The organism is Candidatus Nitrospira bockiana (assembly GCF_965152565.1).
The window spans coordinates 4,017,221-4,044,220 of record NZ_OZ224215.1 but is presented as its reverse complement, the minus strand read 5'-3'; the positions used below and the strand labels follow the sequence as shown (position 1 = coordinate 4,044,220).

Below are 27,000 nucleotides of genomic sequence, written 5' to 3'. Positions count from 1 at the left end.
TTACTCGTCGAGGCTCGGGCGAACGAGGTACGGGCCGTAGAGCAGGGCGAACAAGAGGTAGGCGCCGCTCCACCCGACCGCCGACAGGCCAAGCAGGACGTTCGTCGGAGTCGTTGGACCGTCGGGCGCCGGCACCAAGACCCGTAGCATCGCACCCACGGTGATCAGCACGTAGATCGCGATCGTCTTGGGATCGGCGTGCCGCGGTCGTCCCGTATGGCCCAAGCTCGCGCGCGTCATCACGGCCAAGGTCATCGTACCGACCGCTCCGGTCGTGAGCACGTGCACGGCGTTCGCCGGCGGCACCCCCATCCCGAGGATCGCTCCTCCAAGCGCCAACAGCGACAGCGCCAGCCACCCATAGCCTACATGCAGGATGAGCACCAAGGACTCGCGCCACGCCAGCCACCCCCGCCAGCGGTACAGCCTGACGAGATTCAACGCCCCGGCCGCGACCAGGAGCGCGCCGGTTACCCCGCCGTCCGGCTGAATGATCCAGGCCACGACGGCGATTACGACGAGTCCGATCGACAGACCATCGACGCGGGAGAAGCCTTCAGGGAGTGCGGCCACCTGGGCCTTCACCAGCAACTCGCGGGTGAAGGTCGGGGTGAGTCGCCCCCCGATCAGCGTCAGCAACAGCATGATGAGTGCGAGCGCCATGCGCTCGGGGAGATCCGTCGGGGCGCCATGCAGGGCCAGCCCGTGAAACAGCAGATTCGTGACGGCATAGAGGCTGATGAGCACGCCGATCGGCGCCCGCCCCCAGCTCCCCGCGGCAACGAGCTCCCGCCAGAGGAACGCCGCCAGCGCCACGAGAAACGAGCCGTCCACGAGTGCAGCCACGAGCGTCGAAGGCCAAGGCCAGGCGAGGACCAGTCGGCCCGCCAGCCATAACGCCAACAGCGCCATCAGCGGGATCCCTCTGAGCGGGGGACGCTCGGTCCAGTTGGGGACGGCCGTCAGCAGGAAGCCGGCGATCACGGCGGGCAGGAACCCGAACAGCATCTCGTGGACATGCCACTCGCGCGGAGGATAGAGGAAGCCGGGGCTGCTCCCCCCGGCGTACAGCAGGACCCACAGGGGCACGGCCAGACCCGCGAACAGAGACGCCACGAGAAAAAACGGCCGAAAGCCATGGGAGAAAAACGCCGGCCCCTCGTAGCGGGGAAAGGTCGGTTCTTCGTCCGACTCGGCTTCAGCGCGGTCCGGCTGGCTGACGTGTGCTTCGATCTGTTTCCCTGACATGCGGAAGGATTCTCGTCAGAGGCCGAAGGCTTGTCAACGACAGGCCGTCACTTACCCCATTTCGGTCCGGCCTTACGCCATTTCGCATCGCGGCCTTTCCCGATCGGGATGATGGCCCCCTCTTCCCGAAGTTGCCCGAGCACGTGGCGGATCATATCGCGACTGGGACAGGCTCGTTCGAGGAATCGGATCAGGTCCTGAGGGGGTGACCTGAGGCATTTCCCCAAGGGACTGCAACAGTTAATTCCTCAACATGGACAAGCTTGTCATTTTGCGGGATCGGCTGACCATGAGCGAGGACGGACTGAATGTGCTGTTGGATCGCTTCACGAATGTTGCGCTTGGCTTCTTCGATTGTATTCCCACTACTGGCACACCCGGGCAACGTCGGACTGTAAGCCAGATAGCCGCCATCTTCCTGTTCTTTTTCAACGACGATCTCGAACGTATAGAATTTCATAACGCTTCCCTACAACGGGGAGTGATTATAGCCGATCCTCGAGATGTCCGGCCCAGTTGCCTAGAACCTATCTCAAAATCGTTTACAAGAGAGCAGCCGGGACGGGGGCAGCGGCTCCGCTTGAAGACAGAGCGGGGTGGACCGCTCGGACGCTCCGCGCGGTGCGCCGCTTAAACTCGCTGCGTCCGAGCTTCACTGAACGCAGCGTCGAACAGTAAGCGGCTTCCTCTCCGCGCTTACGCTGAGCGGTTTGCCACCCGGCTCTGATGGCGCTCCGCCACTGCCCCCGTCCCGGCTGCGAGAAAGGAGATGGTGATTTTGAGATAGGTTCGAGTTAAAACGGGAACGATCGGTGTGGTTAGGGAGTGAGGCTGCCTGCATTCCTGCTTGGACGCCGTCACCCGTTGCACTCGATGAGCAGCAGGGTTATCGTTGTCTGGTCGAATCTCGATGTGCGGCGCCGGTAAGTCGCACTCGACGTGAGCCGCGCAGGAGTGTTGCCACCCCGCACTAAGGCCATGACAATGGCGGATATCACGGTCACCCGGAATGGGGAAGCGACCTTTCGAGTCGAGGTCAAAGAAGGCGCCAGCCGAACCGTGCACGATGTGACGGCGACGAACGCGGACCTGCGTCGGTACGGTGGAGAGGTCTCGCCCGAGCGCCTCATCCAGGCATCCTTCGAATTCCTCCTGGAGCGCGAGCCCAAAGAATCGATCCTGCGCACCTTCGCGCTGCCCGTGATCGAGCGCTACTTCCCGGAGTATCCGAGGGAGATTCGGAAGCGGGTGGCCTAGAAGGATGTTGAAAAAGGCCCCCAGCTTTGAAGACACTGGGCGCTCACCATCTCGCGCCCGTGCGCAAACGTTGAGGCGACTTATTCGTCGCCTCGCGCACCTCGCATCGCTCAGGGCCTCAACGTACCGCCCCCGGGAAGAGAGCTGTCTTGGCAGCTCGGGGTGGGCGGGTGATGAGGAGACGCCTCGGCCAAGACACGGCCGGCTCACCATCTCGCCGGCGCGCACAAACGTGTCGTCACTTATTCGTGACGACGTGCGCCTCGCTGCGGCCGCGGCCGGGAAGGGGCGCGTCATAGCGCGCTTGGGGCTGGGCGGGTGTCATAAATGGCCTTTTTGAACATCCTGCAGGCGACTCTAGATCCGATGCCTGTTTCCTGAAGTTCTCGATTTCCAGGTTGTCATAATAGTTCTTCACCAGCCTGGTAGAACCCGACGAGGGCTCGTTCGATTCAACTCCTCCCTGGGACGGAAGAGACAAAGGCCTGTCCGTCAATGCCGCGCGCGCTTGCTGGCTCACAATCCCGGGGAGGGACCGTCCTCGAGCATGATCATCGGCGTAGGGTGGCGTATGAGCTTGTCATCCTCGCGGCGTTATCAATTGGCTTCCTGCTGCTGTTTCCACGAAGGCCGATACTCGTCGATATGGCATTGGCCCTGTTCGGACTGGGGCTCGTTCTCCTCAATCTCAACTACACCCGGACGGAGATCTGGGGACAGTGGCCGCGTGAAATCGAACGAGGACGGGCGCCACGGGGAATCTTGGTCACAATGGCGCTGACGGCCGTGGCGGTGCTCCTGTTTCTGCTCGTCGCGGTCGCGATCGGATACCGCGGAGCAGACTGGCCCGGAGCGGCGGCCAGAATTTTCCATCCGAAGCTGCCGATCGCCATACTCTTGTACTTGCCCTGGGCGTTCGTCCAGCAAACGCTGTTTCAGTTTTATCTGCTTGGTCGGCTCCGCACGCTCTTTCCCTGCCTCCACCCATTCTTGCAGTCGGCACTGAACGGCCTGATCTTCGGTGCGGTCCATCTAGGCGACATCAGGATTGCCGTGCTGACCGCGCTGGCCGGCACGCTCTGGAGCCTGGTGTATCTCCGCTATCGCTGCCTCTGGCCACTTGCTGTGTCCCATGCGCTAGTGGGTACAACATTTTACTATTGGGTCTACGGCTCCGATTTGGCGAGCCAATGGAGTGCTTTCTTCGCAACGGTATTGAGTCAAAGATAGGCGCAGGCAATCTTCTCAACCCAAAGTGTTGCTTTCTGAGTGGCTGCGAACGGGAAGTGGGGACGAGCAAGATGACATTCCGGCCGCCTTCGGCAAAAACACACAAGTTTTTCTTGGCCTGTTGTAAACAATCATCGTCCTCAACCAGGACCACGACGACAGAAATGTTGTTAACCTTGTAAGCGTCGAGCCCTCAAAAGACTCACGGTACATTTTCTTCCTTCTAGCAGTTAGGCATTCCAGAGCTCTCCACTGCCACACCGCTCATACCAACCGCTCCAGAATCCAAAGTGGAAACCTTTACTCCATAGCGCACAAGCCAGTTATACGGATGGGCTTGACGCTAATGTTCCCTAATAAGTAATCTGTCCTCCATTTTTGCTGTCCGGCTAGAGGGCTCACCAAAATTTAAGCATGCGTCATGGGAAAGAAGGCTGAATATTGGCACCCCGGATATAGTCACCCCATCACCCAGAATCACCTCAAGGACGAAGAGCCCGGGTTCCAGAAAGAGGTGATGAAGGAATGGTTCTTGTCGAAGTTTGAGAACCCTGCAGAACGTACTCCATATGAATCAGCAGAAGGTGGGTACATCTATATTTGGGGAGGCCCTTTTGATGCTAGAGAGGAGCTTGGTAGCGAATTCGGCGGTTTTCTCTCTGACGAGATAATTGAAGAGTGTGCTCAGGAGCTTGAAGATGAAGAGGGATGCGTTGAGTGGGCGCGCATACCTACTGAAGAGGACTATGACGACTCTCTTCTCGAAACGATTGGTGGGAATCTCAACTTTTATGCCACCTTTCTTGAGAGCATTAGAAATATCAAGATGCTCTTGAACCAAGACCTAGAGGCGTACTTAAACGAGATTCTCCATCGACTCCTGTTTGTGAATATAATCTCCGCTCTCGAGTCATATTTGTCCGATGCGTTCATCAACACAGTCCTTCCGAATCCAGACCTCCTTAGGAAGTTTGTTGAGACAAATCCTGACTTCCGCGAACGAAAGCTGACGCTAAACGAGGTCTTTAAGAGAGCAGACCAGCTTAAAGACGAGGTTAAAGAATACTTAATCGGTCTACGTTACCACAATCTTGCCAAAATCAAGCCGATGTATAAAACAACACTTGAAATTGAATTCCCCGATACTGGTGACTTGTTTCGCGCCATCAAAGTGCGCCACGATCTAGTTCATCGCAATGGGAAGACTAAGGACGGAGCTACTATCGCCATAACAAAGAATGACGTTCTCGACCTCATTGAAAAAATAGAATCCTTTGTGAAAGAGATTAATCATCAGCTTGATCGGTATGGAGACTTCTAAAGAGTTATCGAGAAATTCAAGGGCAAGTCATACACTCACGCATCGCGCAGTCAGGTTCGATATGTGGTGCCGATTGTTGTGAAAAGGAAGAACAAATTTCATGTTTACCATATGACTATCTTATGACACCTAAAAGCTCAGGGAGTAGGCTGACGCTTCGGGCGAAACTCCTTAGGAAGATATTTACTGAAATTGATAAGCCTAAACGTATCGAGAGTGTGTACCAGTATGGACCCGACCCACAATCTATTACCCGGCGGGGCTGCTGCACCATAGTGATCAGGGCAAACAGTACATCGCCAGTCTCTACCAGACCTTGCTCGTTCGCCGGGGCGTCATCCTCAGCATGAGCCGGCGGGGCAACTGTTACGACAACGCGCCGGTCGAGAGCTTCTTCAGCACTTTGAAGAATGAGTTAGTTCGGCACCGGCAGTTTCAGGATCGTGCCGAAGCGCGTCACGTCACCTACAACAGACAGCGGCTCCACCAGGCGTTGGGCTATCGCAGCCCCGAGGAGTTCGAACGGGAGGACAGTGACCCTTAATCCACCTGTCTGTTATTTCGGGGCCACCTCAACTTGCCCCTATTGTCTGCGCCGAGATCCTGTCCCCCATTCAAAGGTGTCTGTCAAATCCGGGGCCATCTCAACCTTACCCCTCATCAGACTCCCCCTTCTAGGTATAGTGGCCCTAAGAGGCGGTAGACAAATGACGCCCTCGGGGATTACCGTAGTTGCCAATGCGCATTCCACCGATAATGCTGTCCCTGCTCGTTGGGATCGCTTTTGTATCAGGCCTTTCCCCTGCCGATGCCAATAGTCCCCTTCAATCCCCAGCCAATCAAACATCCAAGTCGGAACCACATCAGGCTAAGACCAAGGCGCAGGAGTCTTCTCAGATGCCGATAGTCGTCAATGTCCCAGCTTCGCAGCCCTCAATTCATGTCACCGTGCCAGAAAAATCATGGGTACACGAGATCCTTCCTTCGCTGATAGCTGCATTAGTGTCTGGGGGGATTCTTCTAATCTTTTCGTACCGTCTGCAAAAGGCGTTGCTTCGGCTGTCGCGGACTCTTACAGGGCAGGGGGATCTGTACTTCAGATTTGGTGAACGAGGAATGGAAGCTCAGTTCTTACTGTTCAAAGCCCAGGCGATAAGAAGAGAACCAGCCCATCCAGATTGGCAAGCAACCGCGCTAGCTTTACAGGACAAAGAGGCAGCGATACGGGCATTATCTGGCCCGATACTTTCTTATTTCGATGCTGACCCAGAAATCGGGACGCTTTATTCACAGTTCCTAGATCTTTATATCCAACTGAAGCGAACTCTAATCCATCGAACGGAGTGGGACCAAGCGGCTTTTGAACGTGATCAAGACAGCCTCAACGACATGTATGGCGAAGCACAGTTACGTATGGGGGCGATCATCGAAAGCGGCAAGCCGGTGCCACAACATGAGCTTGAGAACTGGCGAAGAGCCGTAGCAGCCAGGCGTGAGGAGATGCATCAATGGTAATGATCGGGCGGCATAGCATTACCGCAAGTACGGAGTGGACTGAGGATCAAGTCTTGACTTTGACATCTGATGATCCTGCGAGGCGCTGACGAAAGGACTGATCTTTGCTGAGCCGCTGCATCACGACGCTCAGCCGTCGGTTGACGGCACTGTAGCTGACCCCCAGGCGGTTCGCCATCGCGGTCAAGCCGTCGCTGGCCAATCAGTGCAAGACATAAAGCGCGAATTGCCAATTACAAAACCTGGCCCTCCCACGCAGACCTCGGGCGAGACGGGGCCGGAGAAAAAAGCGGCACCGTAAAATGCCCTAGGAACGGCGATCGGCAGGAGGTCCAACCCAGAGATCGGACTCAAACACAACATTCATCAACCGGAGGGGGAATTTCACGTGATCGCACTGGTGAATTTCAGGAGGTTGACATTATCTCGCCGTATGCCCGTAAGCCAATTGCTGCTTGGAGTACGAGGGGGCACACATCCTGCTTAGTGCTGTACTAACGGGACGCTGTACTTCGCCGCTTGTCAATCCACTTGCGGCCTTTAAGGATTGGAGGGTCCTTGATTCCTTCTGGGATTATCGGATCGTCCTCTGTCCCGACTGCACAGATATCAGGATCGTTCACACCAAGTTGCCACGCGGGGCACACGCGAAGGTGCTGCTTTGCAATACCAAGCTCTAGAAAGAGCTGAGGTGGTCCCGATGGATCCGCAAAGTACGCTGGTACTAAGACGTAACCTCCAGCACTCCTGAACCGTGCCAAAAAGCCATCAAGGTTCCTAGAGTCGGAAGGCTCCATTCGCTTGATGCGTGATATTGTGATCCAGCGTTGGTTGCTTTCGGCACCGGAGGTGAACTTTGGATTTGTACCGATTACGATGGTATAGCTTGCCGGTCGAGCTTTATCAACGCCTGTAATGACGGATACCCCCAGTCGCGCCTCCCTATCCATATCACCCAATATCGTCCGCCAACCCCGAAAGATCTCTTTCGCAGTGGTTTCTTCACGGAAACCCAGAGCCAGCAAAGGCAGTTGGCTCGGGCTACCGCTGTAGGCATACACCGTAGCGTGCCATTTCGCACGGTCCCACAATGGAATATCAATGAGAGATTCAATCCTTTGATCTCGATGCTTCAAGTCATCGACATTGCAAATCTCAGCCGGAGGCTTTCCATCCCCTGGTCTCGTCGTGCTTGCCTCGCCAGTCTTCTCCGAATCTTTTTGAACGTCACTATCCCATGGAAGAACACGTCTTAGCTTGTACCCGGCGCCCGTGGCTTCCTTTTGCCAGTCCGCTTCCCAAAACTTCGGTCGCTCCCCAAGTATGTTGCCGACACACGTCGTGACATTGGCGATATCCAGAGCCCTCTGAAACGCAACTTCATCATGGACCAGCCGCTCTAAGCGGGTTTCATCCATGATGATCGTCTGCTGGATTGTTGCTGTTACGATCTCAACTAAGCAGTCTCGTAACCTGCCGCGCTCCTCCGGACCAGCTGTCTTTCGCCAGTCAGAATGTCGGATGATCATTGCCGGTTCGCCATCGATGCTGTCTGCCTGAAACTCCACCGGCCTTGTGAGAAAGTCTGATGGACGCACCTTTATTGTGAAGCCAGTCCGATACGGAAAGAGCCCATCACCCAAACCGGTGGCCAACAGCGCTTCCAGTGCGGCAAGAACCGTCTCTCCAAGCTGAATCGATGCCAAGTTGTTCGTCGTCTCTATGGTTATTTTGCACCCGAGTACGAACGATTCGAGTCTCACCACTGGCAGCTGAAATAGTTCTGGCCTTGAATAGAAATCATTAGCTGATAGCTGATCTGCCCATTCAACGAAAAATTGCAACACGGCCTGGGCCTCTTCAGTCTCTGCGATCAGCTTCTCGGCCCGAAGCTGGTCCTCATAGCCTAGGGCATACATAACTGCCATTCTTGAGTATGGAAGCTGAAGCCTCTCCAGAACCTCAGGCAAGAACGCAAGCGACTTCAGATCCCATAGGCTACATTTCAACAATAACGCTCCCAAGAAGACGTCCTGCCTTTCACGTTGTTCCAGGAATGACGCCTTGAGCTTAGGCTCCAACGTTAACGAGGCGGCAACAGCGTCGGCTGTCTGAACCCATGCCAGACCACACCATATCCGTCCAAGTTGCAGTTCCAACCAAACCAGTCGCTCTAAGCAACGGAGCGCCGACAGTACCAGCTTCCCCTGCTCCCAAAACTCAGCCAAGGCATGGTTTGCCGCCGCCAGCATGTTCAACCGTGCCGCCCAAAGTAACCCTGCCTCTTCATACGCCATGCCACACTCGGCTTGGGCTAGGATCAAGTCTCTGCGGTACTCATACTTCGCAAGCTTCACCTGCGCGCGTCCGAGGCAACGAATGGCATCGTATCGCTTGCCAGACCGAAGCTTCTGCGTCCCACGTTCCAGGAGACCCCGGCCCGCGTCTCCTTCGCTTCTTCTCCGCTCCACAATGGGCAGCAGAGCCTCGAACAATTCGTCATACGCCTCATTGTCAGTCAGAACGTGTCCCATCTCGCTAACTATTTCCGCAAGTGGCGTGACAGGATAAGCGATGAGGCCTTCACTGGTAGTTATGATGTCTTTCAGCTCAAGCAAGAATTTGTCTAAGGGTTGACCGCCCGTCATGGCTTCCTGCATGTCGACCAGTACCCTGCTCGTTCGAGCCTGCAAAGCGTTGTTCGGCCGTCCAGGTTCGGCAGCTAGGCGGTCGAGTTCATCGCGCAGCGTTGTGGCCCTCTGACGGACCTTCGCGGCCTCTGCATCGAGTTGGCCGTGCGCCACCGTCGTGTTGAGCACCGTCCAGAGATTTGTCAGGAGCTCGAGATCCTGAGCCTGCAGAGCACCCTTGGCTAGGCCCTCGACTTGGTCATATAGACTGTTCAGCTCAGTGAAGTCGTCGTACCACCAGAACGCCGTCCATGCCCGCGCGTACAGAACTCGTAGTCGTTGTTGTCGATGATTCACCTGCTCCGCGAGCCGTTCAGCCCGTTGAAATCGTCCATCGACCTGAACGCGAGGCAATTCAAGACCGCGTGCGATCATTGCCGCTCGGAGACAGTCCTCAACCAATTGGTATTCAATACCGGCATACCGGGCAGGATCGTTGATCTGTGCTTCAATCTCTTGGAGTTCAGCCGTGCGTTCAGTATCCAGGGGACCGGAAACCTTCTGAACGATGTTGTCGTATCCCGGGATCTTTAAGGCCTCGACGGCGAGCTGAAGGCGATCATTTGCAAAGACACGCTCAACGATCCAGGTTCGATCGAGAATGCGAACAGGAACTCCGTGCTGGTGCGCAAGGCTGTCCTCGACCTCGGCGCGGGCTTTGTCCTTAACAAACTGGTTCGTAATGAAGTAGATAAGCTTGTAGTCCCTCTTCGTGCCGATGATCTTCTCAACGTCGGACTGGACTTTAGCGCGCCAATCCTCTTTCGCACTGAAGGCAAAGGCCCAACGATCCTGGCTCGCGTCTCGCCCTATTCCTTCATACCACCGTGATGCGATTCCATCCGCTACTGGATACGTTTCTGCATCGACTTTACTGTCCCCCCCACCAGTTGGCCCCGTCTGAGGAAGCAGGTTGGGACATAATTCCTTCTCCGCAAGGCGCCGGCAGAAATATTCAAAGTCCGTTTCCTGCTTACGAGCCGTTAGGGTGTCCAAGTGGTACTCAAAGACGGGACGAGTTAAAGAAATGTCCGACTTTGTTCTTGAATCGGAGAAAAGCTCGGGCCGTCGGGCCCGCATAAACTCCGATGGGCTAAAACGAATCTTGCCTGGCATGACAGTTCAGAAGCGTCTCTCGCTCTTCGATCCTCAATCGCTACCCGGGAATCTGCCGCGTTCAGAGCAAGACATGTTACTTTCCCTTTGGTAGCAGTCCCTTCCGCTCGAGTTCCTGCCAGTGCTGCTCCACCAGCTGGATCAACAGGGCTTTGACCGACTTGTTCTGGAGCGCAGCCTCGATCTTGGCTTTCACGATCGTGTCTCTTGGCACGTCCCTGAAGTTTCAGACGCCAGCGTCCTCGCGCTCTTTCCCCTTCGGCATGGGGCGGCACCGTAGCAAAAACCCTGGCGTCAATCAACACCTCTTGACATCATTCGATAGCAGCTGACGTTGTTTCCTACGGACAGCCCGGAGGAGCGCCGTGTCATGAAAGGGGCGCGGCTATCCACCGCCTTGGACCGCATTCGGGAACGGTTTGGGGTGAGCGCGGTCAGCTGGGCACGCGTGCAGGATTGACGTCGTGACGCCGGCCGGTAAGGATCGCTTCCTCCCAACAGTGTGAGGGCCGCCTTTGGAGTGCCCCGCCGGGCGCTATACATTGCGTTGACACATCATAATGATCCGTGCCGTACGATAAAGGCCGTGGTGACGCCCGCCGGGCCGCCAATCACCGTTTAAAAAATTAAGAAGCCTTACCTAGTAACCCCACGGCCCTGTTCCTTCCGCGTACGCGGCAAGGGGCAGGGCACTTTTTTTGCTCATTGGTTTGGGTGTCTACGGATAACGGAACATCTAGATGATGCAAATGCCGCTGCACGATCGGTGTTGGAGACCAAACTGAATGAGAGCCGACGGTGCACAACGGCGGACGGAGGAATTCCTGTGTGCCACAAAGGAAGTGTGGCAGCCGCACTACCCTGCTCCCATCACTGATGAGGAAGCTCGCACAATTGCAAACAACACTGCCGCCTTCTTCGAAATACTTAATCAATGGGACCAACAGCCGCGTAAGGACGATCAATGACGCCTGGTTCAAAGGCATTCGTGCGTAGAGTCCGAGATGCTGCCTGTGGAGGATGGGTAGGCATCTTCCAGGCTCTGAGCATTGCAGTGCCGGCCAAACCATGCAGCACGGATCGGTCGAGGAAAAAGGCGGAGGCTCAGGCACCTTCGAGCCAGAGCGTGCACCTGATTGCTTCTTCGATTTGGAGCCGCTTGGAACTAGCCTCCATACTGCCGTCAGGCAGCTTGCGTACATCGTCGTTGGCGGAAAGCTGGCCATCTCCTTTTCAACCTCTCAGCCTCGTCACTCGATATGGTCTCCCGGCGTCACCCGATCTGCAGCACCCCCGCCCCCTTGATCGTCCCGGCCTTGAGGGCCTGCAATGCGGCATTGGCGTCTTCGAGGCGGAAGGGGACGGTGTGCGTGCGGATCGGAATCGTTGCGGCCTCCCGCAGGAGATCGATGCCGTCCTGCCGGGTGTTCGCCGTCACGCTGCGGAGGACCCGTTCCCCGAACAGCTCCCGGTCGTAGTCGATCGAGGGAATCGGGCTCATGTGGATCCCGGCGCAGGCGACGGTGCCCCCGCGTTGGATCGCCCGTAAGGCGGGGATGACGATCTCGCCGGCCGGCGCGAAGATAATCGCGGCATGCAGTTGTTCGGGCGGCATGTCGGTGGCGCCGCCCACCCAGACGGCCCCGAGCTCGCGCGCCAACGCCTGATGCTCGGGGCGGAGGGAGCAGACGAACACCGAGCAGCCCCAGTGACGCGCGATCTGGATCACAATGTGCGCCGAGGCGCCGAAGCCGTACAGGCCCAGCCGCTGGCCGGGCTGGATGCCGCTGAGCCGCAGGGCGCGATACCCGATGATGCCGGCGCACAGGAGCGGGGCCGCTTCGCCGTCGCTGAACAACGGCGGGATCGGGTAGGTGAACCGCTCGGAGACGACCGCGTACTCCGCATAGCCGCCGTCGACATCGTACCCCGAGAACGTCGGGGCGAGGCAGAGGTTTTCCCGTCCGGTCCGACAAAACTCGCAGCGCCCGCACGTCCGCTGAAGCCACGCGATGCCCACCCGGTCGCCTTCTTTCACCGTCCGCACCGCGGACCCCACCCGATCGACGAGGCCGACGCTCTCATGGCCGGGCACGACGGGACGTTTCGCCGGCGGCAGTTCCCCTTCCACGATATGAATGTCCGTCCGGCAGACCCCGCAGACCGAAATCTTCACCCGCACCTCGCCGGGGCCGGGCTCCGGAACGGGGACGTCCGATACGGTCAGCGGGCTCGTGTCCACGCCGGCCGGCTGTTCGAGGACCATGGCACGCATAGCGGATACCGTCCATGAAGCAGGCGTCTCCCGCATGATGAAACGGACGACGGGTGGCTTGCAATGGGCGCGAAGGTCTTTCTCCCGGTCTTGCCCCGGCACCATGGCGTTTCGCCAGGTGCCAAAACGGCCGATCCACTGATCGGTTTTTCTATCCTCCGCCTCGTACTAGCAAGCACGAAACGCCTCGGTCTGTGGTATGATCCCGCGGCTCTGCGAGGAACCCGTGGCATGATCTTGCTGGCGTGGCTCCACGTCGTCTCCGCGGTCGTCTGGATCGGCGGCATGGTCTTCTTGTCGCTTATCCTCGTCCCCGTGTTTCGCCGCGGGACGTTCGGCGCCGATCGCCGGATCCTGTTCCAGACGCTGGCTCGCCGCTTTCGCGTCGTCGTCTGGATCTCGATCGCGGCCCTCGTCCTGACCGGTCCGTTCTTGATCGCCGCGCGGTCGGGGTCGCTCGATCAGGCCGACGCCTGGGGCTCGGTGCTGCGGATCAAGCTGGGGCTCGTGGCGGGGCTGGTGATCGTGACCGCGCTGCACGACTTCTGGCTGGGACCGTTGGTCGGCCGCCTCCGGCGTGAAGGCTCCGAGACGAGCCCGGCGGATCAGTTCTTGATCCGGATGTCCGTCGTCATCGCGCGCCTCGGGCTGCTGTTGGCGCTCGCGATCCTCTTCTTCGCCGTGACCCTGGCCCGCATGTGACCGGCCGCGGCCGAGCACGGCGGCGTCCCGCTATGGTAGACTGCGACCACCATGCGAGCTTGGATCCTGGCCCTGGCCGCCGTGCTCTCACTCCCGGTGAGCGGCTCCTGGGCGCTCGAGTTCACGGCGGATCAGATCACCCGCATCGACGGGCACAGCCGGAGAGCGAACATCTACTATCGCGACGATCGCTGGCGCCTCGAGCATCATGATCTCAATCCCGTCAATGTGACGATCGTCCGCAAGGACAAGCAGGTGATGTGGTTGCTCTTGTCCCGGATGCGTCACTTCAAGACCGTTCCCTATGATCCCGAACAGGCCCCGAAGGTCAGTGAGACGTTGGAAGGCGAGGTGGAACGGGAAGAGATCGGGACGGAAGTCTTGGATGGCCATCCGACGACCCTCTACCAGGTCACGGTGCGCAAGGGCGACCGGACGGAGGTCTATTACCAGTGGCTCGCGAACGACATTCGCTTTCCGCTCAAGCTCGCGCGGAAGGACGGCAGTTGGTTGGTGGAGTACCGCAACGTCAAACTACGGCCGGTCTCGGATTTTCTCTTTCAGTTGCCCGTGAATTTCCAGCCGTTGGAGGAATTCGATGACGCGCCCAAGTCCGACGGGCGCAATCGGCCGATGTAACGATGGAGGAGGGAGCGTGAGCGCGGTGGGGAACAGGTGGAGCATCGGGATGGCGGTCTTGGCCGTGTCGGGTACGCTGCTGTGGGGGCAGGTGGGGTGGGGACTGGACGTGGCGGACATGACGCCGGAATGGACGCCGGAAGGGAAGAAGCTGGCGATGGAACGCGCCAAGTTGCCGGTGAAGGATGAGATGGTGCGGATCCCCGCCGGGTGGTTCTTGATGGGCAGCAGCAAGCAGGCGGACCGAAACGCCTATCCGCCGGAGCTGCCGCAGCGCCGGGTGTATCTGGACAGCTACGACATCGACAAGTACGAGGTAACGACGCTACAGTTCCTGCGGTTCGTGTTGGCGACCGATCGGCCCCCGCTCATCGATTGGCGGTACGACGGCGGCAACTTTCAGGAGAGCATGATCAACCACCCGGTCATGCACGTGACCTGGTACGACGCGGACGCGTACTGTCAGTGGGCCGGCAAGCGGTTGCCGACCGAAGCAGAGTGGGAGAAGGCGGCCAGAGGCGAGGACGGGCGCATCTATCCCTGGGGCAATCAGATCGCCGGCCTCACCCGCTCGAATTTCGGACGAACGGGCCTGTCCGGGCCGGTGCGCGACCGTCCGGAACGACTCATGCTCTACCCGCCGATCATCTCCGTGGACAAGTACGAGAATGCGGTGAGCCCGTACGGCGTCTATCAGATGTCCGGGAACGTCGCCGAATGGGTGGCGGACTGGTACGATCCGAAGTACTACGCCGTGGCGCCGGACAAGAACCCTCCAGGGCCGAGCCAGGGCACGCAGAAGGCCTTTCGTGGGGGAGGCTGGATCGACAGCACCCCCCAGGTGCGTGCGGCGCAGCGGAACGGCGCCGAGCCGAATACCAAGATGAACTGGCTGGGGTTTCGTTGCGCGAGGAGTGTGAGCCAGCCGGCCGACCAGGCGGACACGGAGCGTGCGCGCCCGGCTTCCTGACGGCGGGTCACGCCACGTTGAGCGAGGGCCCGCCGACGACCGCCGGCGCCGTCTGGGCGGCTTTGGCCAAGCCGGTGATCCGGTCGAAGGCTTCCCGGACTTGGGCCGACTGCCGGCGCAGGGCGATCACCAGCTCCAACGGAATGTTCCCGTCTTCCATCGCCTTTTCGAAGGCCTGGATGACGGTCTCCTCCATCCGGCTGCACTCGGCCAGGACTGCCTGCTCGTCCTCTCGAACGGAGGCCGCCACGAGGCGATCCAACCCCGTCGGCATCGCGATCCCGTTGAGCATCTCGGGTTCGCCGCCCAGCAGCCGAATTTCCATCCTCAGCTCCGAGGCCAGCCGGCCGCGCTGATGCGAGTACTGCTTGAACACGGTCCGCAACTCATTCTCTTTGACGGCCTCGGCCGCCGCGCGGAACCCCTGCTCGCTGGCTTTGCACACGGCGAGCAATCGGTTCAATGTCTCGATGACCTGTTCGTTGGTGGTGGCCATGGGGGCTCTCTTTCCCCGGGTCAGTGCCGTATCCGGTCTTCTTCCTCCTGGAGGGTTTTGCATTCCACGCACAGGGTCGTCATGGGCCGGGCCTTGAGGCGACGCAAGGGAATGTCCTCCCCGCAGCTTTCGCAAATCCCATAGCGGTCTCTCGCCATTCGGTCGAGCGCCTCATCGATCTGCTTCAGCAGGTTCCGATCGCGCTCCTTGAGGCTCAGCATGAAATGCTGGTCGATCTCCGCGGTCGCCTGATCGTTCAGGTCCGGGAAGACCTCCACTTCGATCCCGGACGAGAGCGGCTTGCTGGCCACGAGGCGCAGGACCTCGGCGCGCTGGCGCTGCAGGTCATACAGGATCTCGTCGTACTTCGGATTCGCCGCCCGCGCCGCCGGTCTTCGGTCTGTCAGCACGTCTCCCATGGCCTCCTCCTTTACCTCACCGATTCGTTTCTACTTATAAAAGACGGGCTCCGACGGGCCTATCGGTGCACGGCGGTTTTCCCTGTCAGGGGAGAGCTTACCCTGCGATCAAGTGTGACACGAGGCGCGCCGGATTAGGGACGTGCGGCCTTGGACGCGAGCAGCGCGTGACAGCGCTCCGCCGTCTCCTTGACGAGGAGACCCATCTTCGGGTGGGAAGGCTCCAGATCGACGGGGAGACGCGCCCGCCGCAGCCGTTCGCTGGCGGTGGGACCGATGGAGGCGACGACGAGGCGCCCGGCCGCCTGCAGCAGCGCGTCCAATTGACCGTTCGATCGGGCGACCTCGAGGAGGTGATCGACTTGCGCGGCGTTGGTGATGAGGATGACCGAGATGCGGCCGGCCAGGATGGCCTGGATGATGTCTTCGAGCGGGCGGCGGTCGTCGGGCATCGCCCACCGGTAGACGGGGACCCGGATGACCTCGGCGCCCCGTTCGGTCAGCGCCGCGAGCAACTCGGGATTGCTCGCGCCGTACTCCTGGACCGCGACTCGTTGGTGCGCGACCGGATGCCGGGCGTCGAGTACCTGCAGAAGCTCCCGCCAGGTATTGGGTTCCGGCACCACGAGATGGGGCGAGAGGCCGGCCTCCTTGAGCGCGGCGACCGGCTTCGGGCCGCGGGCGACCAACGTCGTCGCCCTCAGTGCGCGGATCAAGACCTCGCGGGGGTGGCGTGTCCCAAGAAGATCGAGCAAGGTGCGCGTCCCGACTCCGGTCAACAGGATCACGACGTCCACCTCACCGGCGACGAGCCGATCCCCGAAGGCCAAGGCGTCCGCGTTGGCTTCCAGTGGAATCTCCTTGAGCGCGGGGACCACGACCGGCTGACCGCCGTAGCGGGTGATGAGACGCTCCATTTCGGCGGCCATCCGGCTCTCGAACGCGGCGACGTGCAAGCCGTCGAAACCGGATCGGGTGACCGTGGGATCAGGTGAGCGGGGCATCGATATCCGCCTTCGCCAAGGGCGCGCCGAACGGTGGTCTCTCGAGCGACTCGACCACGCGCGGAGGAAGGGACCGCCGTAGGCCGGCCCTTACCAAACGGGTCTGCGGCCTTCGGACGATCTCGCGGGCGGAAGCCTGCGCACGCTCACTTGGCTCCCGCCGCGGTCATCGCACACCGAAAGCCGGTGGAATCGTTCCGGTTGGTTGGATCGCTTTTCACCCGGGTGAAGATGCGCACGAGCGGCGTTTCGACCGACCAGCCGGAGCTGCGCAGGACCTTGTGGGTTCCGGTCTCGGGGCCTTTGGGGTTCTGAGCGGGGCTTTTTTCGTAGTAGAGAGGATCGTACCAGTCGGCCACCCACTCCCAGACGTTCCCGGCCATATCGTACGCGCCGTATGGGCTCTTGCCGGCTTCGTAGCTCCCGACCGGCATCAACGTCTTTTCGCCAATCCATTGCTGGTTGTAGTTGAGGTGCTTGCCGGTCGGCTCGACGTTGCCCCAGGGGAACCGGCGGTCGTCGGTGCCCCGCGCGGCCTTTTCCCACTCGGCTTCGGTGGGGAGCCGTTTGCCGGCCCACCGGCAATAGGCGTCTGCGTCGTACCAATCGACGTTGATCACCGGGCGGGCTGCGAGCGATTCCGGGACGGGCCCGCCATGCCACAGCGTGCGTGCCGGGGTCTTGGGGTGCTCCGGGAGCCGGTGCCCGGTCGCCGCCACGAACTCGGCATACCGGGCGTGCGTCACTTCGTACTTGTCGATGTAGAAGTCGTCGAGGAAGACCTCGTGCCGTGGGTACTCGTCGCGGCCGCCGTCACGATCCCCGGGAGGGACGCCCATCGGAAACGGGCCGGCCGGCACCAAAATCATCGGAGCTCCGTCTTTGCCGACGATCTCACCGGGGAGGGGCGGACCGCCGCCGGCAGCCGCGATGCCCACGCCCAGGATGAACGACCCGATCACTGCCAACGCATACCGTCGCATGAGTACCCCTTTGAGAACCAAGTCGAGATGACGATGGCCGGGACGTTGGTCACAGCCGGAATCGGTGACGAGTGCCGGACCCGACCTGCTCATGAAGATGAACGATGGCGGATCGTATCATACCGATCGAGGCGAGCGACAGAGTATCGCGCCGAGTCGGGTCGGGGGCCTGTTGAGCCATTTGTCAATGTTACCGATCGGCATCGTTCAGTCATTGGTCAATGTTACCCGCGCCGAGTCCTCACCGCCGGGCTCTTCGCCGCCGGGCTCGACACCCCGTTTGCGCCCTTGCCTGACACGCGGGTCGAGCCCGCGATCTGTCGCTTCTGCTCGTGGAGCCGGGGGCTAAAGGTCCAGCCTCGCCACGGCGTACGGGCGTGGGGCGACCGGGGCACCTGCTCGCGTGGGGTGCGGGTCACGCGATTGGCCAGCGCCCACAGCCGCTCGAGCTGCTGATCAATCCGCCGCGAGAGGGCAAACGGATCCGTCGTCCGCCGCACCCGCTGCAACGCGGCCAGCCGGGTCGGATCCGCCTGCCCGCAGGCCTGCACCCGCTCGAACGGCGTCTGCGGCCGGTCGTACTGGCGACGGAGGCGGGAGCCGATCCGGACCTTACGCACCAGCTTCATCGAGGGCTGAAACAGGTTCTGGAAGAGCCGCAAGTCCGCATACAACGCGTTGAGCGCCTCCAGCGCCGCGACGCTGTCATAGCGATCCCAGCCCACGAGCTTGCGCACGTGTGTCCAGTTCTTCTGCTCTACATGGGCGTTGTCATCTTTCTTATAGGGCCGGGAACGGGTGAACTGCACGCGCTGGCCGGCGGGCCGCTCCGGACAGAAGGCCCATAGGGGCTCGTTGATGAAACTCGCTGCCATTGTCCGAATCCACCCCCAGCAAGCCAAACGGCAGATCGGCTTCGATGCGCCGCATGGCCCCGACGACCTCGTGCCGACTCTTCCCCATGATCGCGCGACGCTCGACCCACGTCGTGTGAATATCCACACCATCCAGCGTGTGGAGGAACTCGCCCGCTGCCGAGGCGCCGGAATGCGACACGAGATCCAGCTCCAGATACCCCGCCTGCGCGACGTCCCAGTGTTCGGTCTTCATGGGAATGAGGTGTTTCAGCAGGGCCCCCGGCCGCGTCGTCCCATACAGCCGGCGCCTTACGTGCTGCTTGCGGTCCCGCAAGCGCCGATCCATCTGCCGGGGACTGATCCGCCGCAACTGGGCCTCCAACGCCGGCGTCAGCGGCGCCTGGCGTCGCAGCCACGGCAGCCACATGGGCAACGCCGCCTTGAGACGCACGCCACAGAGATAGCCCGAGGCCTCCCAGACTTGCGCGAGCCGGTCAAGCGCTTCCGCCGAATAGGTCGGGCGCCGTCGACTGACCCGGCGCACCGGCGGCCGGGGTGGGCTTCGACGGCTCAGCACCCGAATCACATGCTTGCGGTGATAGCCACACACCTGCGCCACCTCGTCTAGGATCGTCGACCGCTCCCGCCCTCTCGCGCCTTGATACCGTTGCCACATCACGCGGAGATACTCGTACCGGCGACTGTCGCGCCATGCCCGTTGCCTCCATCCGTCCCCTCCTTGAGGCCCGATGCCCTGAACCTTGGAGGGTAACGTGTCTACATGACTCAACGAGCTGTCGCTGGGTAACATTTGAGATGACTCAATACGGGGGGTTGACGGGGTCGACATGGCTCCCTAGACTAGCGGCTCCGAGCCACCGGATGACCAGACTGGGCGCCGCCACTTCCTGCTCTCTAATAGGAGACTCGATGGCACAAGGATCTGCCTCGGTATCGGGCGCCGCAACGCCGCGGTGACCCCCCTCTTCCAATGGTGAGCGGGTTAAAGGGGCTCTGGCACATCGCCCTGAACGTGACCGATGTGCAACAGGCACGGGCGTTCTATGAGCGCCTCTTCGGTATGCGCGTCGTCTGGCAGCCGGATCCGATGAACGTGTACCTGAGCAGCGGTCAGGACAACCTGGCACTCCATCAGGCGGCGCCGGCCGGCCCGCCTGCAGGCGCCGGCTCGCGGCCCCAATCGCTCGACCACCTCGGCTTCGTCATGGAATCCACCGATGCGGTCGACCGGCTGTTCGAGAGCGCCCAGCGCTATGGCGCCCCGATCATCAAACCTCTCAGACGGCATCGTGACGGAAGCTACTCGTTCTACGTCGCCGATCCTGACGGAAACGTGGTGCAGGTCTTGTATGAGCCGCTGATTTGCGGCCGGAGCGAGCGCTGAATGCTGGACGACCTCCGCAGCCAGGATTACATCGCCTTGGCGCCGTGGACCTGGGTGCAGCTCGAGAGCCAAGAAGCCCCGGGTCCGTTCCCTTTCGTGGCCGGTGTCGCGCCCGAGGTGGTCGCAAGCCTGCACGAGGCGCATAGCCTCTTGTTGAGTAGCGTGGAGACGGCCATCAGCGACGTCTTCTCGCATCGCGCCCCGCTGGATGACGCCCGGCGCCAGCGCCTGTTGGAGGACGCCTACGCCGAGCTGGTCGCCTCGCGTCCCCATCTCAGCCGCCACATCACCGCCCGCCGCGAGCCGGACGGCCGGTTCGTGTGGGAGTATCCCAAGGACCCGACCAAATCCTCGACGATGACGTATACGGGCCTGCGAATCTTTCACTCCGTCAAACGGCAGGCCATCCCGATCCCGTTCGACCGGCCCGCAAGCACGGCCGTCGGCAAAGTCCTCGGTTACCTCGACGGAAGGCACACAGTCTCCGAGATCAAGACGGTCGGCGCCACGCTCGGGCGTGAGGTCACCCGGCCGATCGCGCAGCTCTTGGAGACGCTGAAGCGGCACGACTGCCTCGCCGTATCCTCCCGGTCGACGGTTCATGATCATTGGTTGGCCTCGACCGCGGATCGTGACGTCGTGCATCTCGGCCATGCCTCGCTGGCCTATCGGCAGCGGGACCAGTTCCTGTTCTTCGATCCCTGGCTCATGCCGTGGTTCGCCGAAGCGCCGGTGCCGTCGCTCTGGGGCGGCCTGCTGCCGAAGCCCGCCGCCATCTTCTTGAGCCACGATCACGACGATCATGTCGATCCCCGGACGCTCCTGCACATGCCCAAAGACATTCCGATCGTCGTGCCGAGCCGCCGCAATCGCCGAGCCCTGTATTACGACTACCTCTCGTTGCTTCGGGAGCTCGGCTTCACCCAGATCGTCGAGCTCGCGCATGGAGAGAAATGGGTGTTCGAGGGGGGCGCGGTGGTGTCCGTCCCCTTCTTTGGAGAAGATCCGTGCGACATCGAGATGCCGCGCAACTGCTATCTGATCACCGACCGCGGCCGCAATGTCTTGGTGCACGTGGACAGCGGCCCGACGAATGCCGGGAAATCGGCCGTCAAGGAGGGCGTGATCGATGAGCTGGTCCGGCGCTACGGGCCGATGGCGGTTCTCTTCGCGTCCCAACAGCAACTGCTCGAAGTGCGTACGTATGCCGCGCATGCGAGCCTGTCGCATCCCGGCCGGTGGCTCGAGACCGGGGAGAACGGCTATCTCACGAACGGCTACCTGTCGGAATTGGCGGCGGCGGCGAAGGCGAAGCTCTTCGTGTCCTATGCGACCGGGGGCGCCGACTGGTACCCGGACCACCTCTCCTTCATGTTCAGCCGTCGCAACCCGGCCCGAACCGCGCTCTTGACCGCGCACTGGGAGCCGCCGGAGCAGCTTCGTGAGCTGCTCGCGCCCCGCCGCTGCGGCTATCACTACAGCCGCGCGTTCGACTGCTTCCGGGCCGCCTCGGAGGCGGAGACGCAGGTCCTGTCGCTCGCGGACCTGCTCGATCCGCTCACCCTCCACCGTCTGGACCACGGCGATCCTCCATTTCTCGCCCCGTCGCGGGGTCGTTGACGGCTTCGGCCGGGCGCAACGCTTCCAACCGATCGACCTGCAGCGCTCCTGGGTGCGGCACCACGAGGTCCGCCTGGTACAAACGGTCCGGGGGGTAGGTCGTGGCGACCGCGACGACCGTCATGCCGGCCGCGCGGGCGGCCTGGATGCCGGCGACCGAATCTTCGATCACGAGGCAGTCCCGGGCTCGCAGCGGAGGCGCGGGCGCGTGAGGCGCGTTCAGCCGCGCGAGCGCGAGGCGATAAATCGCGGGATCGGGCTTTCCCACCGGGGCGTCCTCGGCCGCAACGATCGTGGTGAAGGCCCGTTCGATCGGCGTGCCGGCGAGCGCGAGCACGATCTGCTCGCGCCGGCCGCCGGAGGCGATCGCCAACCGCGCGCGCCGGCCCGCCGCCTGCACGAAGTCGACGACGCCGGGGAAGAGCGGCGGACGCCCGGCCGCCATCTGCGCGCGGAACAGCTCGGCCTTCCGGCGGTGGATGCGCGTCTCCAGGTCCTCGTCGGCTCGTCCCCGCCGCGCCCTCAGCAGCAGCGTGAGGCAGGTGCGCTCGTCCATCCCCAGGTACGTGCCATAGTAGTCCTCCTGCGTGAGCTCGATCCCATGCTCGCGGAGCGCCTGTTGAAAGGCGAGGAGATGAGGGGTTTCATCGTCGGCGATCACGCCGTTGAAGTCGAAGATGATGGCGCGGGGCCACGCACCCATAAGAGCTCTCGGGATCGCGGCCGCGACTCTAGCACCGCGGCCGCCGAAGCGGCAAGGCACCTTGCCCACCTCCTGACCGTGCTGTATTCTACGTGTCCACCGAGGATCGCGTTGCGTGACTGACGTCCATGTCCTGACCGACCTGCTGCTCATCTTCTCGGTCTCGATTGCCGTCGTCTTCCTCTTCCAGCAGTTCCGTCTGCCGTCGATCGCCGGCTTCCTGGCGGCCGGCGCCTTGCTGGGTCCGTATGGGCTCAATCTCGTCCCCGATCTCCAGCAGGTCCAGACCATGGCGGAGATCGGCGTGGTCTTGCTGCTGTTTACGATCGGGATCGAGTTTTCGCTGGCGCATTTCACCGCGGCCCGGGGGTTGTTGCTCATCGGCGGTCCACTCCAGGTGGGGAGCGTGATTCTGCTGACGTCGGTGATCGCGGCCCTGTTGGGTCTGCCGTGGGGCCAGGCCTTCTTCTGGGGCTGCTTGCTCTCCTTGAGCAGTACCGCGATCGTGCTGAAGGCGCTGGCGGATCGCGGAGAGACGGACTCGCCGCACGGGCGCATCATCGTGGGGATCCTGATCTTTCAGGATCTGGCCGTCGTCCCGATGATGCTCGCGGTTCCGTTGCTGGCCCGGCCGACGGAGGGGGCGATCGCCGACCTCCTGATCGTGCTCGCGAAGGCCACCGTCCTGGTGGGGCTCATCGTGGCGACGGCCTGGTTCGTCGTCCCGAAGTTTCTCGATCACATCGTCCGCAGCCGCAGCCGGGAGCTGTTCCTCTTGACCGTCATCGTCTTGTGTCTGGGCATCGCCTGGCTGACGTCCTTGAGCGGCTTGTCCCTTGCCCTCGGCGCCTTCATCGCCGGCCTCGTCATTTCCGAATCCGAATACAGCCATCAGGCGATGGCGGAGGTGCTCCCCCTGCGGGACAGCTTCAACAGCCTGTTCTTCGTTTCCGTCGGGATGTTGATGGACGTCCGCGTCGTCCTGGCGCACCCCTGGCTCGTCCTCGGGCTGATCGCGGCCGTGGTCCTCGGCAAGTTCGCCACGGGTGCGGGGTCGGTGCTGGCCGCGGGGAACCCGCCCCGGGTGGCCATCCTCGGCGGCATCGCCATCGCGCAGGTCGGGGAGTTCGCGTTCATCCTGGCGCAAGAAGGACAGCGAGCGGGTTTGCTCGCCGCCGAGGCCTACCAACTGTTCCTCGTCGTGTCCGTCCTGACGATGGTGCTGACGCCGTTCATGATCCAGGCCTCGCCGAAGTTGGCGCGGCGTGCGGAGGCCCTCCAGCGCCTGCACCATTGGTTGCCCGGCAAGACGGCGGCGCATCTGGCTCAATCCGAGGCCCAGCACCTCAAGATCAAGGATCACGTCATCATCATCGGCTACGGGCTGAACGGACGGAACCTCGCCCGCGTGCTCGCAGAGACCGAGATTCCGTACGTCGTGCTGGACCTCGACGTGGAAAAGGTCCGGCGGGAGGCGAAGAACGGCGTGCCGATCACGTATGGAGACGGGACGAGCCCGAGCGTGCTCCGCCACGTCCGCATCGATGAAGCCCGCGTCCTCGTGGTGGCGATCTCCGACCCGTTCTCGGCCCGCCGGGCCGTCCAGATCGCACGCGGGCTCAATCCGCATCTGCACATCGTCGTGCGGACGCGCTACCTCCGGGAGCTCCAGGAGCTGCACGAGCTGGGCGCCGACGACGTGGTGCCCGAAGAGTTCGAAACGTCGATCGAGATCTTTGCGCTCGTTCTCCGGACGTTCAAGATGCCGCAGGATTTCATCGTCCAGAAGGCCGAGCAGGTGCGCCGGGAAGGGTACGCTCTGCTTCGGCGCAGCGCGTTGCCCGACCTCGCGCATCACCTCCGGGGCGGGACGCTCAGCGACGCGGAGGTGGAGACGTGGCGGATCGAGCCGGATTCTCCCGCGGCGGGAAAGACGCTCGGGAAGCTCTCCATCCGCCCGCGGACCGGCGCCTCGGTGATTTCCGTCACGCGGGGGGGCGTGACCCAATCGAACCCGTCGGAAAAGCTGCGGCTCGAGGCGGGGGACGTCGTCGTCCTGCTGGGGACCCGTGCGCAGATCCAGCGGGCCATTGCGCTGTTGAGCGACTCGAAAGAAGGGGGTGACTAGCGGGCTTTCCCGGTCATCCACTCATATGCTTCGCGAAGGGTGCCGACTTCGACGACCGTGATCCGGTGCATCTGCGCGTGCTCATAGAGATCCCACTCGGCGGTCCGTGCCTGACCGCGGGGCACGAGCACCGTGTGCATCTTCGACTGTGAGGCGCCTTCAATCTTCAACGGCAAGCCACCCACCTCGCCGATCCGCCCGTCGGGGCCGATCCTCCCGGTCAACACGACGCCGGGCTGCAGGGCTTCGCCTCGCCACGCCGCCATCAAGCCGACTGCGATTGCCGCACTTGCGCTGGTGCCTTCGGTCAAGGATCCCGTGGACCGGTTCTTGATCGTCACCGTCCAGCGCCGCGCATCCTCCTGCAGGAGCCCGGCGGCTGCTGCAATCGCAAAACGGACCCCGTCCTTCCACTCCTCGCTGACCGCCGAGCCGCGAACCGCCTCGCTGAAATACAGCGTCGGCCCACCGGCCTGCCGATCTTCGTCGAGCTGGATGACGATATAATGGACCGTCCCGCTTTCCCGGCTGTCGCCGGCGGTGACGGCCAAGGCGGGAACGGTTGCAAAGCGGTGAGGATCGGCCCCGCTGCCCCCCGGCGTGATGGTCGCCGCGACAACGAGCGCGAGCCCCACCCGATAAGGAATGCGAATCATGGTGGTCCTACTTATAGCAGAGGCGGCGAGCCCTGTCATCGACCGTCATCGCGGCCCGTCGCCTTGACAAGAAAAAGACCCGCATACTATAGTCAAGTGCTCGATTTTTCAATGAACTGAAGCCGATTGCACCATGGGTGACACATGGCAAACACGATAGCCGGAGAGAAGCTGGATGCCGCGACCGCGCTGGCCGAGCTGCAGGAGAGCAAGCACGACCGTGTGACCATCGTCTTGTTGAGCGGTGACATGGATCGCGCCATGGCCGCCTTCATCATCGCGACGGGGGCCGCCGCGATGGGGATGCAGGTGACGATGTTCTTCACGTTCTGGGGTCTGAATGCCATTCGCCGAAAGGGCTCGAGCAGCGCCGCGAAAGACTGGCTGCGCCGCATGTTCGGCGTATTGAACAAGGGCGGAGCCGAGAACCTGCCGCTCTCGAAGTTTCACTTCCTCGGTCTCGGGACGGGCATGATGAAACGCGTGATGCGGGAGCATCGGATGCCGGGGATCCCTGAGTTGATTCAGACGGCGCAGGACCTCGGAGTGCGCTTCATCGCCTGCACCACCACGATGGGGTTGATGGGGATTACCAAAGACACGCTCATCGAGGGGGTCGATCAGTTGGCCGGAGTGACGACGTATCTTGCCGAAGCGAAGCAAGGGAGCGTCAACCTGTTCATCTGAGTCACCGAGGCGAGCGTGGGCGGGAACCCCCGCTGAAGGAGGAGTCAATGCATTCGGACGTGAAACTGGACACACTCGGCTACTTCTGCCCGATGCCGATCATCATGACCTCGAAGAAGATCAAGGAATTGGTTCCGGGCCAAGTGCTGGAAGTGATTTCAGACGATGAAGGGATCAAGAAGGACATGCCGGCTTGGTGCCAAACGACCGGGCATGAGATGCTCGGGCTCGAGGAGGAGGGGGCTGCTCCGCGAGTCTACAAGGCGTACGTCAAGAAAACCCGCTGACCTCCCCGCATGCGGCGGTCCCTGAGCCGGACCTCGGTCCGGCTTTTTTGTGCCCACCGTCTGCACATCTTGTTAGACGGATGCCCACATCTTATCCTCGGAGTTGTCCACAACATATTGGTCGTATTTCAGCCTTATCCACTGCATCTTGTATTTTTCTCTTGACAGCCGGTAGTGCCCCTGTTATAGCAGCCGCGATTTCTCCGGCCCGGCGCACACCCACCGGCCCCGTCCGAGCGTGGAAGGGTGGAGGCCCCGAATGGACCGTCAGTCGAGACAGCGCTTGTGCCCGTCGGTCCGGGTTCCATCCCAGTCTTCACGGATCGTCCCTCACCCTGTGAGCGGGAAGGCCGATCTACGGTCTTCACCGCCCGCTTCAGCCGTGATCCTCCTAAGGAGGTGCGCAATGAGAACGCTCGTGGCATCCGAGGAAAGCCAGCTCGAGGGGATCGATGCTTGCGCCGACGCAGACCGCGCCATCGTGTCTCCTCTGGACGCCGGCCAAGGGATACGCGGGATTCTTCTCGAGCTGCCGTTGGAACGGGTGGCCCTGTTCGTCTGGAGCAAGGAGCTCGGGCTCGCGGACGTGACGGCGCTCAGGAAAGCGTTACTCCGAGCGCAGGCGCGCCGTGCCTTGCTTTTTATTCCGGCCGGGCTGGCCATCTCGAGCGCCGTGCTGTTGCTGGCGACGCTTTCGCGGATCGCGCTGATCCGGGAGGTGACCCATGACCACCTGATCCACGACGTGGTCCTGTCGTAACGGGAAGTTCCTCGGAGACGCCATCGAGCGAG

The 27,000-nt window shown here is 61.5% G+C and carries 25 protein-coding genes and 1 pseudogene; 14 read left to right on the top strand and 12 right to left on the bottom strand.

The genetic code is table 11. The features are described 5' to 3' along the window. Together ACWHYV_RS19880 and ACWHYV_RS19875 are read right to left on the bottom strand one after the other, a co-directional pair. A complete protein-coding gene (locus ACWHYV_RS19880; RefSeq protein WP_447978228.1) occupies positions 1-1,248 on the bottom strand; it encodes an NnrS family protein in 1,248 nt (415 codons plus the stop codon). Positions 1,249-1,438: 190 nt separating this feature from the next. Then, positions 1,439-1,708: a type II toxin-antitoxin system HicB family antitoxin gene (locus tag ACWHYV_RS19875; protein ID WP_447978227.1), complete on the bottom strand. Its 270-nt coding sequence runs from the start codon at positions 1,706-1,708 to the stop codon at positions 1,439-1,441. 518 nt (positions 1,709-2,226) lie between these two features. Here ACWHYV_RS19875 and ACWHYV_RS19870 point away from each other — a divergent pair. From ACWHYV_RS19870 to ACWHYV_RS19850, 5 genes and pseudogenes are all read left to right on the top strand, one after another. Further along, positions 2,227-2,505: a hypothetical protein gene (locus tag ACWHYV_RS19870; RefSeq protein ID WP_447978226.1), complete on the top strand. Its 279-nt coding sequence runs from the start codon at positions 2,227-2,229 to the stop codon at positions 2,503-2,505. 564 nt (positions 2,506-3,069) lie between these two features. Continuing rightward, complete coding sequence (locus tag ACWHYV_RS19865) at positions 3,070-3,735, top strand: CPBP family glutamic-type intramembrane protease (RefSeq protein ID WP_447978225.1); 666 nt, start codon at positions 3,070-3,072, stop codon at positions 3,733-3,735. 421 nt (positions 3,736-4,156) lie between these two features. Beyond that, positions 4,157-5,056 carry a HEPN domain-containing protein gene (locus ACWHYV_RS19860; RefSeq protein ID WP_447978224.1) on the top strand — a complete coding sequence of 300 codons (900 nt, stop codon included), beginning with the start codon at positions 4,157-4,159 and terminating at the stop codon, positions 5,054-5,056. A 259-nt stretch (positions 5,057-5,315) separates the two neighbouring features. Further along, positions 5,316-5,600, top strand: a pseudogene (locus ACWHYV_RS19855) (integrase core domain-containing protein); the annotation flags it as partial. Positions 5,601-5,794: 194 nt separating this feature from the next. Next, complete coding sequence (locus tag ACWHYV_RS19850) at positions 5,795-6,571, top strand: hypothetical protein (protein WP_447978223.1); 777 nt, start codon at positions 5,795-5,797, stop codon at positions 6,569-6,571. A gap of 494 nt (positions 6,572-7,065) precedes the next feature. Here the strand turns inward: ACWHYV_RS19850 and ACWHYV_RS19845 are convergent, their stop codons facing one another. Then, positions 7,066-10,257: a hypothetical protein gene (locus tag ACWHYV_RS19845; protein ID WP_447978222.1), complete on the bottom strand. Its 3,192-nt coding sequence runs from the start codon at positions 10,255-10,257 to the stop codon at positions 7,066-7,068. Positions 10,258-11,650: 1,393 nt separating this feature from the next. Continuing rightward, on the bottom strand, positions 11,651-12,652 hold the full coding sequence (locus ACWHYV_RS19840) for a zinc-dependent alcohol dehydrogenase family protein (protein ID WP_447978221.1): 1,002 nt from the start codon (positions 12,650-12,652) through the stop codon (positions 11,651-11,653). A 231-nt stretch (positions 12,653-12,883) separates the two neighbouring features. Here ACWHYV_RS19840 and ACWHYV_RS19835 point away from each other — a divergent pair, with 231 nt between their 5' ends. Genes ACWHYV_RS19835 through ACWHYV_RS19825 form a run of 3 tightly spaced genes read left to right on the top strand, consistent with a single transcriptional unit; the run spans position 12,884 to position 14,963 of the window. Next, positions 12,884-13,354: a DUF4149 domain-containing protein gene (locus ACWHYV_RS19835; RefSeq protein ID WP_447978220.1), complete on the top strand. Its 471-nt coding sequence runs from the start codon at positions 12,884-12,886 to the stop codon at positions 13,352-13,354. Between the two features lie 51 nt (positions 13,355-13,405). Further along, positions 13,406-13,993: a hypothetical protein gene (locus ACWHYV_RS19830; protein ID WP_447978219.1), complete on the top strand. Its 588-nt coding sequence runs from the start codon at positions 13,406-13,408 to the stop codon at positions 13,991-13,993. A gap of 16 nt (positions 13,994-14,009) precedes the next feature. Continuing rightward, entirely contained in the window at positions 14,010-14,963 is a 954-nt protein-coding gene (locus ACWHYV_RS19825; protein WP_447978218.1) for a formylglycine-generating enzyme family protein, read from the top strand. Between the two features lie 7 nt (positions 14,964-14,970). Here the strand turns inward: ACWHYV_RS19825 and ACWHYV_RS19820 are convergent, their stop codons facing one another. From ACWHYV_RS19820 to ACWHYV_RS19795, 6 genes are all read right to left on the bottom strand, one after another. Further along, the gene (locus ACWHYV_RS19820; protein WP_447978217.1) at positions 14,971-15,459 is read right to left on the bottom strand and encodes a PA2169 family four-helix-bundle protein; all 489 of its coding nucleotides are present in this window, start codon (positions 15,457-15,459) and stop codon (positions 14,971-14,973) included. Between the two features lie 20 nt (positions 15,460-15,479). Then, positions 15,480-15,878, bottom strand: coding sequence for a TraR/DksA family transcriptional regulator (locus tag ACWHYV_RS19815; RefSeq protein ID WP_447978216.1), 399 nt, complete (start codon positions 15,876-15,878; stop codon positions 15,480-15,482). Positions 15,879-16,012: 134 nt separating this feature from the next. Then, positions 16,013-16,882 carry a uroporphyrinogen-III synthase gene (locus ACWHYV_RS19810; protein WP_447978215.1) on the bottom strand — a complete coding sequence of 290 codons (870 nt, stop codon included), beginning with the start codon at positions 16,880-16,882 and terminating at the stop codon, positions 16,013-16,015. A gap of 146 nt (positions 16,883-17,028) precedes the next feature. After that, positions 17,029-17,865 (bottom strand): formylglycine-generating enzyme family protein, encoded by an 837-nt coding sequence (locus ACWHYV_RS19805; protein WP_447978214.1) that lies wholly within the window; start codon positions 17,863-17,865, stop codon positions 17,029-17,031. 224 nt (positions 17,866-18,089) lie between these two features. After that, the gene (locus ACWHYV_RS19800; protein ID WP_447978213.1) at positions 18,090-18,602 is read right to left on the bottom strand and encodes a hypothetical protein; all 513 of its coding nucleotides are present in this window, start codon (positions 18,600-18,602) and stop codon (positions 18,090-18,092) included. Positions 18,603-18,645: 43 nt separating this feature from the next. Further along, a complete protein-coding gene (locus ACWHYV_RS19795) occupies positions 18,646-19,401 on the bottom strand; it encodes a hypothetical protein (RefSeq protein ID WP_447978212.1) in 756 nt (251 codons plus the stop codon). 312 nt (positions 19,402-19,713) lie between these two features. Between ACWHYV_RS19795 and ACWHYV_RS19790 the strand changes: the two genes are divergently transcribed. Together ACWHYV_RS19790 and ACWHYV_RS19785 are read left to right on the top strand one after the other, a co-directional pair. Further along, complete coding sequence (locus ACWHYV_RS19790; RefSeq protein ID WP_447978211.1) at positions 19,714-20,127, top strand: VOC family protein; 414 nt, start codon at positions 19,714-19,716, stop codon at positions 20,125-20,127. Further along, a complete protein-coding gene (locus ACWHYV_RS19785; RefSeq protein ID WP_447978210.1) occupies positions 20,128-21,747 on the top strand; it encodes an MBL fold metallo-hydrolase in 1,620 nt (539 codons plus the stop codon). It begins immediately after the preceding gene. Here ACWHYV_RS19785 and ACWHYV_RS19780 read toward each other — a convergent pair. Continuing rightward, positions 21,686-22,450, bottom strand: coding sequence for an HAD family hydrolase (locus tag ACWHYV_RS19780; RefSeq protein WP_447978209.1), 765 nt, complete (start codon positions 22,448-22,450; stop codon positions 21,686-21,688). The two genes, ACWHYV_RS19785 and ACWHYV_RS19780, sit on opposite strands and share 62 nt — an antisense overlap. A 115-nt stretch (positions 22,451-22,565) precedes the next feature. Here ACWHYV_RS19780 and ACWHYV_RS19775 point away from each other — a divergent pair, with 115 nt between their 5' ends. Beyond that, a complete protein-coding gene (locus ACWHYV_RS19775; protein ID WP_447978208.1) occupies positions 22,566-24,578 on the top strand; it encodes a cation:proton antiporter domain-containing protein in 2,013 nt (670 codons plus the stop codon). Here ACWHYV_RS19775 and ACWHYV_RS19770 read toward each other — a convergent pair. Further along, positions 24,575-25,234: a S16 family serine protease gene (locus ACWHYV_RS19770; protein WP_447978207.1), complete on the bottom strand. Its 660-nt coding sequence runs from the start codon at positions 25,232-25,234 to the stop codon at positions 24,575-24,577. The two genes, ACWHYV_RS19775 and ACWHYV_RS19770, sit on opposite strands and share 4 nt — an antisense overlap. A gap of 144 nt (positions 25,235-25,378) precedes the next feature. Here ACWHYV_RS19770 and ACWHYV_RS19765 point away from each other — a divergent pair, with 144 nt between their 5' ends. From ACWHYV_RS19765 to ACWHYV_RS19755, 3 genes are all read left to right on the top strand, one after another. Next, complete coding sequence (locus tag ACWHYV_RS19765) at positions 25,379-25,921, top strand: DsrE/DsrF/DrsH-like family protein (RefSeq protein WP_447978206.1); 543 nt, start codon at positions 25,379-25,381, stop codon at positions 25,919-25,921. A gap of 47 nt (positions 25,922-25,968) precedes the next feature. Next, a complete protein-coding gene (locus tag ACWHYV_RS19760) occupies positions 25,969-26,208 on the top strand; it encodes a sulfurtransferase TusA family protein (RefSeq protein ID WP_447978205.1) in 240 nt (79 codons plus the stop codon). A 406-nt stretch (positions 26,209-26,614) separates the two neighbouring features. Continuing rightward, complete coding sequence (locus ACWHYV_RS19755) at positions 26,615-26,968, top strand: hypothetical protein (RefSeq protein ID WP_447978204.1); 354 nt, start codon at positions 26,615-26,617, stop codon at positions 26,966-26,968. The last annotated feature ends 32 nt before the right edge of the window (positions 26,969-27,000 follow it).

Coding starts and splice junctions, on each gene's coding strand:
- ACWHYV_RS19880 (WP_447978228.1), bottom strand. CDS start 1,248: ATGTCAGGGAAACAGATCGAAGCACACGTCAGCCAGCCGGACCGCGCT.
- ACWHYV_RS19875 (WP_447978227.1), bottom strand. CDS start 1,708: ATGAAATTCTATACGTTCGAGATCGTCGTTGAAAAAGAACAGGAAGAT.
- ACWHYV_RS19870 (WP_447978226.1), top strand. CDS start 2,227: ATGACAATGGCGGATATCACGGTCACCCGGAATGGGGAAGCGACCTTT.
- ACWHYV_RS19860 (WP_447978224.1), top strand. CDS start 4,157: ATGGGAAAGAAGGCTGAATATTGGCACCCCGGATATAGTCACCCCATC.
- ACWHYV_RS19850 (WP_447978223.1), top strand. CDS start 5,795: ATGCGCATTCCACCGATAATGCTGTCCCTGCTCGTTGGGATCGCTTTT.
- ACWHYV_RS19840 (WP_447978221.1), bottom strand. CDS start 12,652: ATGCGTGCCATGGTCCTCGAACAGCCGGCCGGCGTGGACACGAGCCCG.
- ACWHYV_RS19835 (WP_447978220.1), top strand. CDS start 12,884: ATGATCTTGCTGGCGTGGCTCCACGTCGTCTCCGCGGTCGTCTGGATC.
- ACWHYV_RS19830 (WP_447978219.1), top strand. CDS start 13,406: ATGCGAGCTTGGATCCTGGCCCTGGCCGCCGTGCTCTCACTCCCGGTG.
- ACWHYV_RS19820 (WP_447978217.1), bottom strand. CDS start 15,459: ATGGCCACCACCAACGAACAGGTCATCGAGACATTGAACCGATTGCTC.
- ACWHYV_RS19815 (WP_447978216.1), bottom strand. CDS start 15,878: ATGGGAGACGTGCTGACAGACCGAAGACCGGCGGCGCGGGCGGCGAAT.
- ACWHYV_RS19810 (WP_447978215.1), bottom strand. CDS start 16,882: ATGCCCCGCTCACCTGATCCCACGGTCACCCGATCCGGTTTCGACGGC.
- ACWHYV_RS19805 (WP_447978214.1), bottom strand. CDS start 17,865: ATGCGACGGTATGCGTTGGCAGTGATCGGGTCGTTCATCCTGGGCGTG.
- ACWHYV_RS19790 (WP_447978211.1), top strand. CDS start 19,714: ATGGTGAGCGGGTTAAAGGGGCTCTGGCACATCGCCCTGAACGTGACC.
- ACWHYV_RS19785 (WP_447978210.1), top strand. CDS start 20,128: ATGCTGGACGACCTCCGCAGCCAGGATTACATCGCCTTGGCGCCGTGG.
- ACWHYV_RS19780 (WP_447978209.1), bottom strand. CDS start 22,450: ATGGGTGCGTGGCCCCGCGCCATCATCTTCGACTTCAACGGCGTGATC.
- ACWHYV_RS19770 (WP_447978207.1), bottom strand. CDS start 25,234: ATGATTCGCATTCCTTATCGGGTGGGGCTCGCGCTCGTTGTCGCGGCG.
- ACWHYV_RS19765 (WP_447978206.1), top strand. CDS start 25,379: ATGGCAAACACGATAGCCGGAGAGAAGCTGGATGCCGCGACCGCGCTG.
- ACWHYV_RS19760 (WP_447978205.1), top strand. CDS start 25,969: ATGCATTCGGACGTGAAACTGGACACACTCGGCTACTTCTGCCCGATG.
- ACWHYV_RS19755 (WP_447978204.1), top strand. CDS start 26,615: ATGAGAACGCTCGTGGCATCCGAGGAAAGCCAGCTCGAGGGGATCGAT.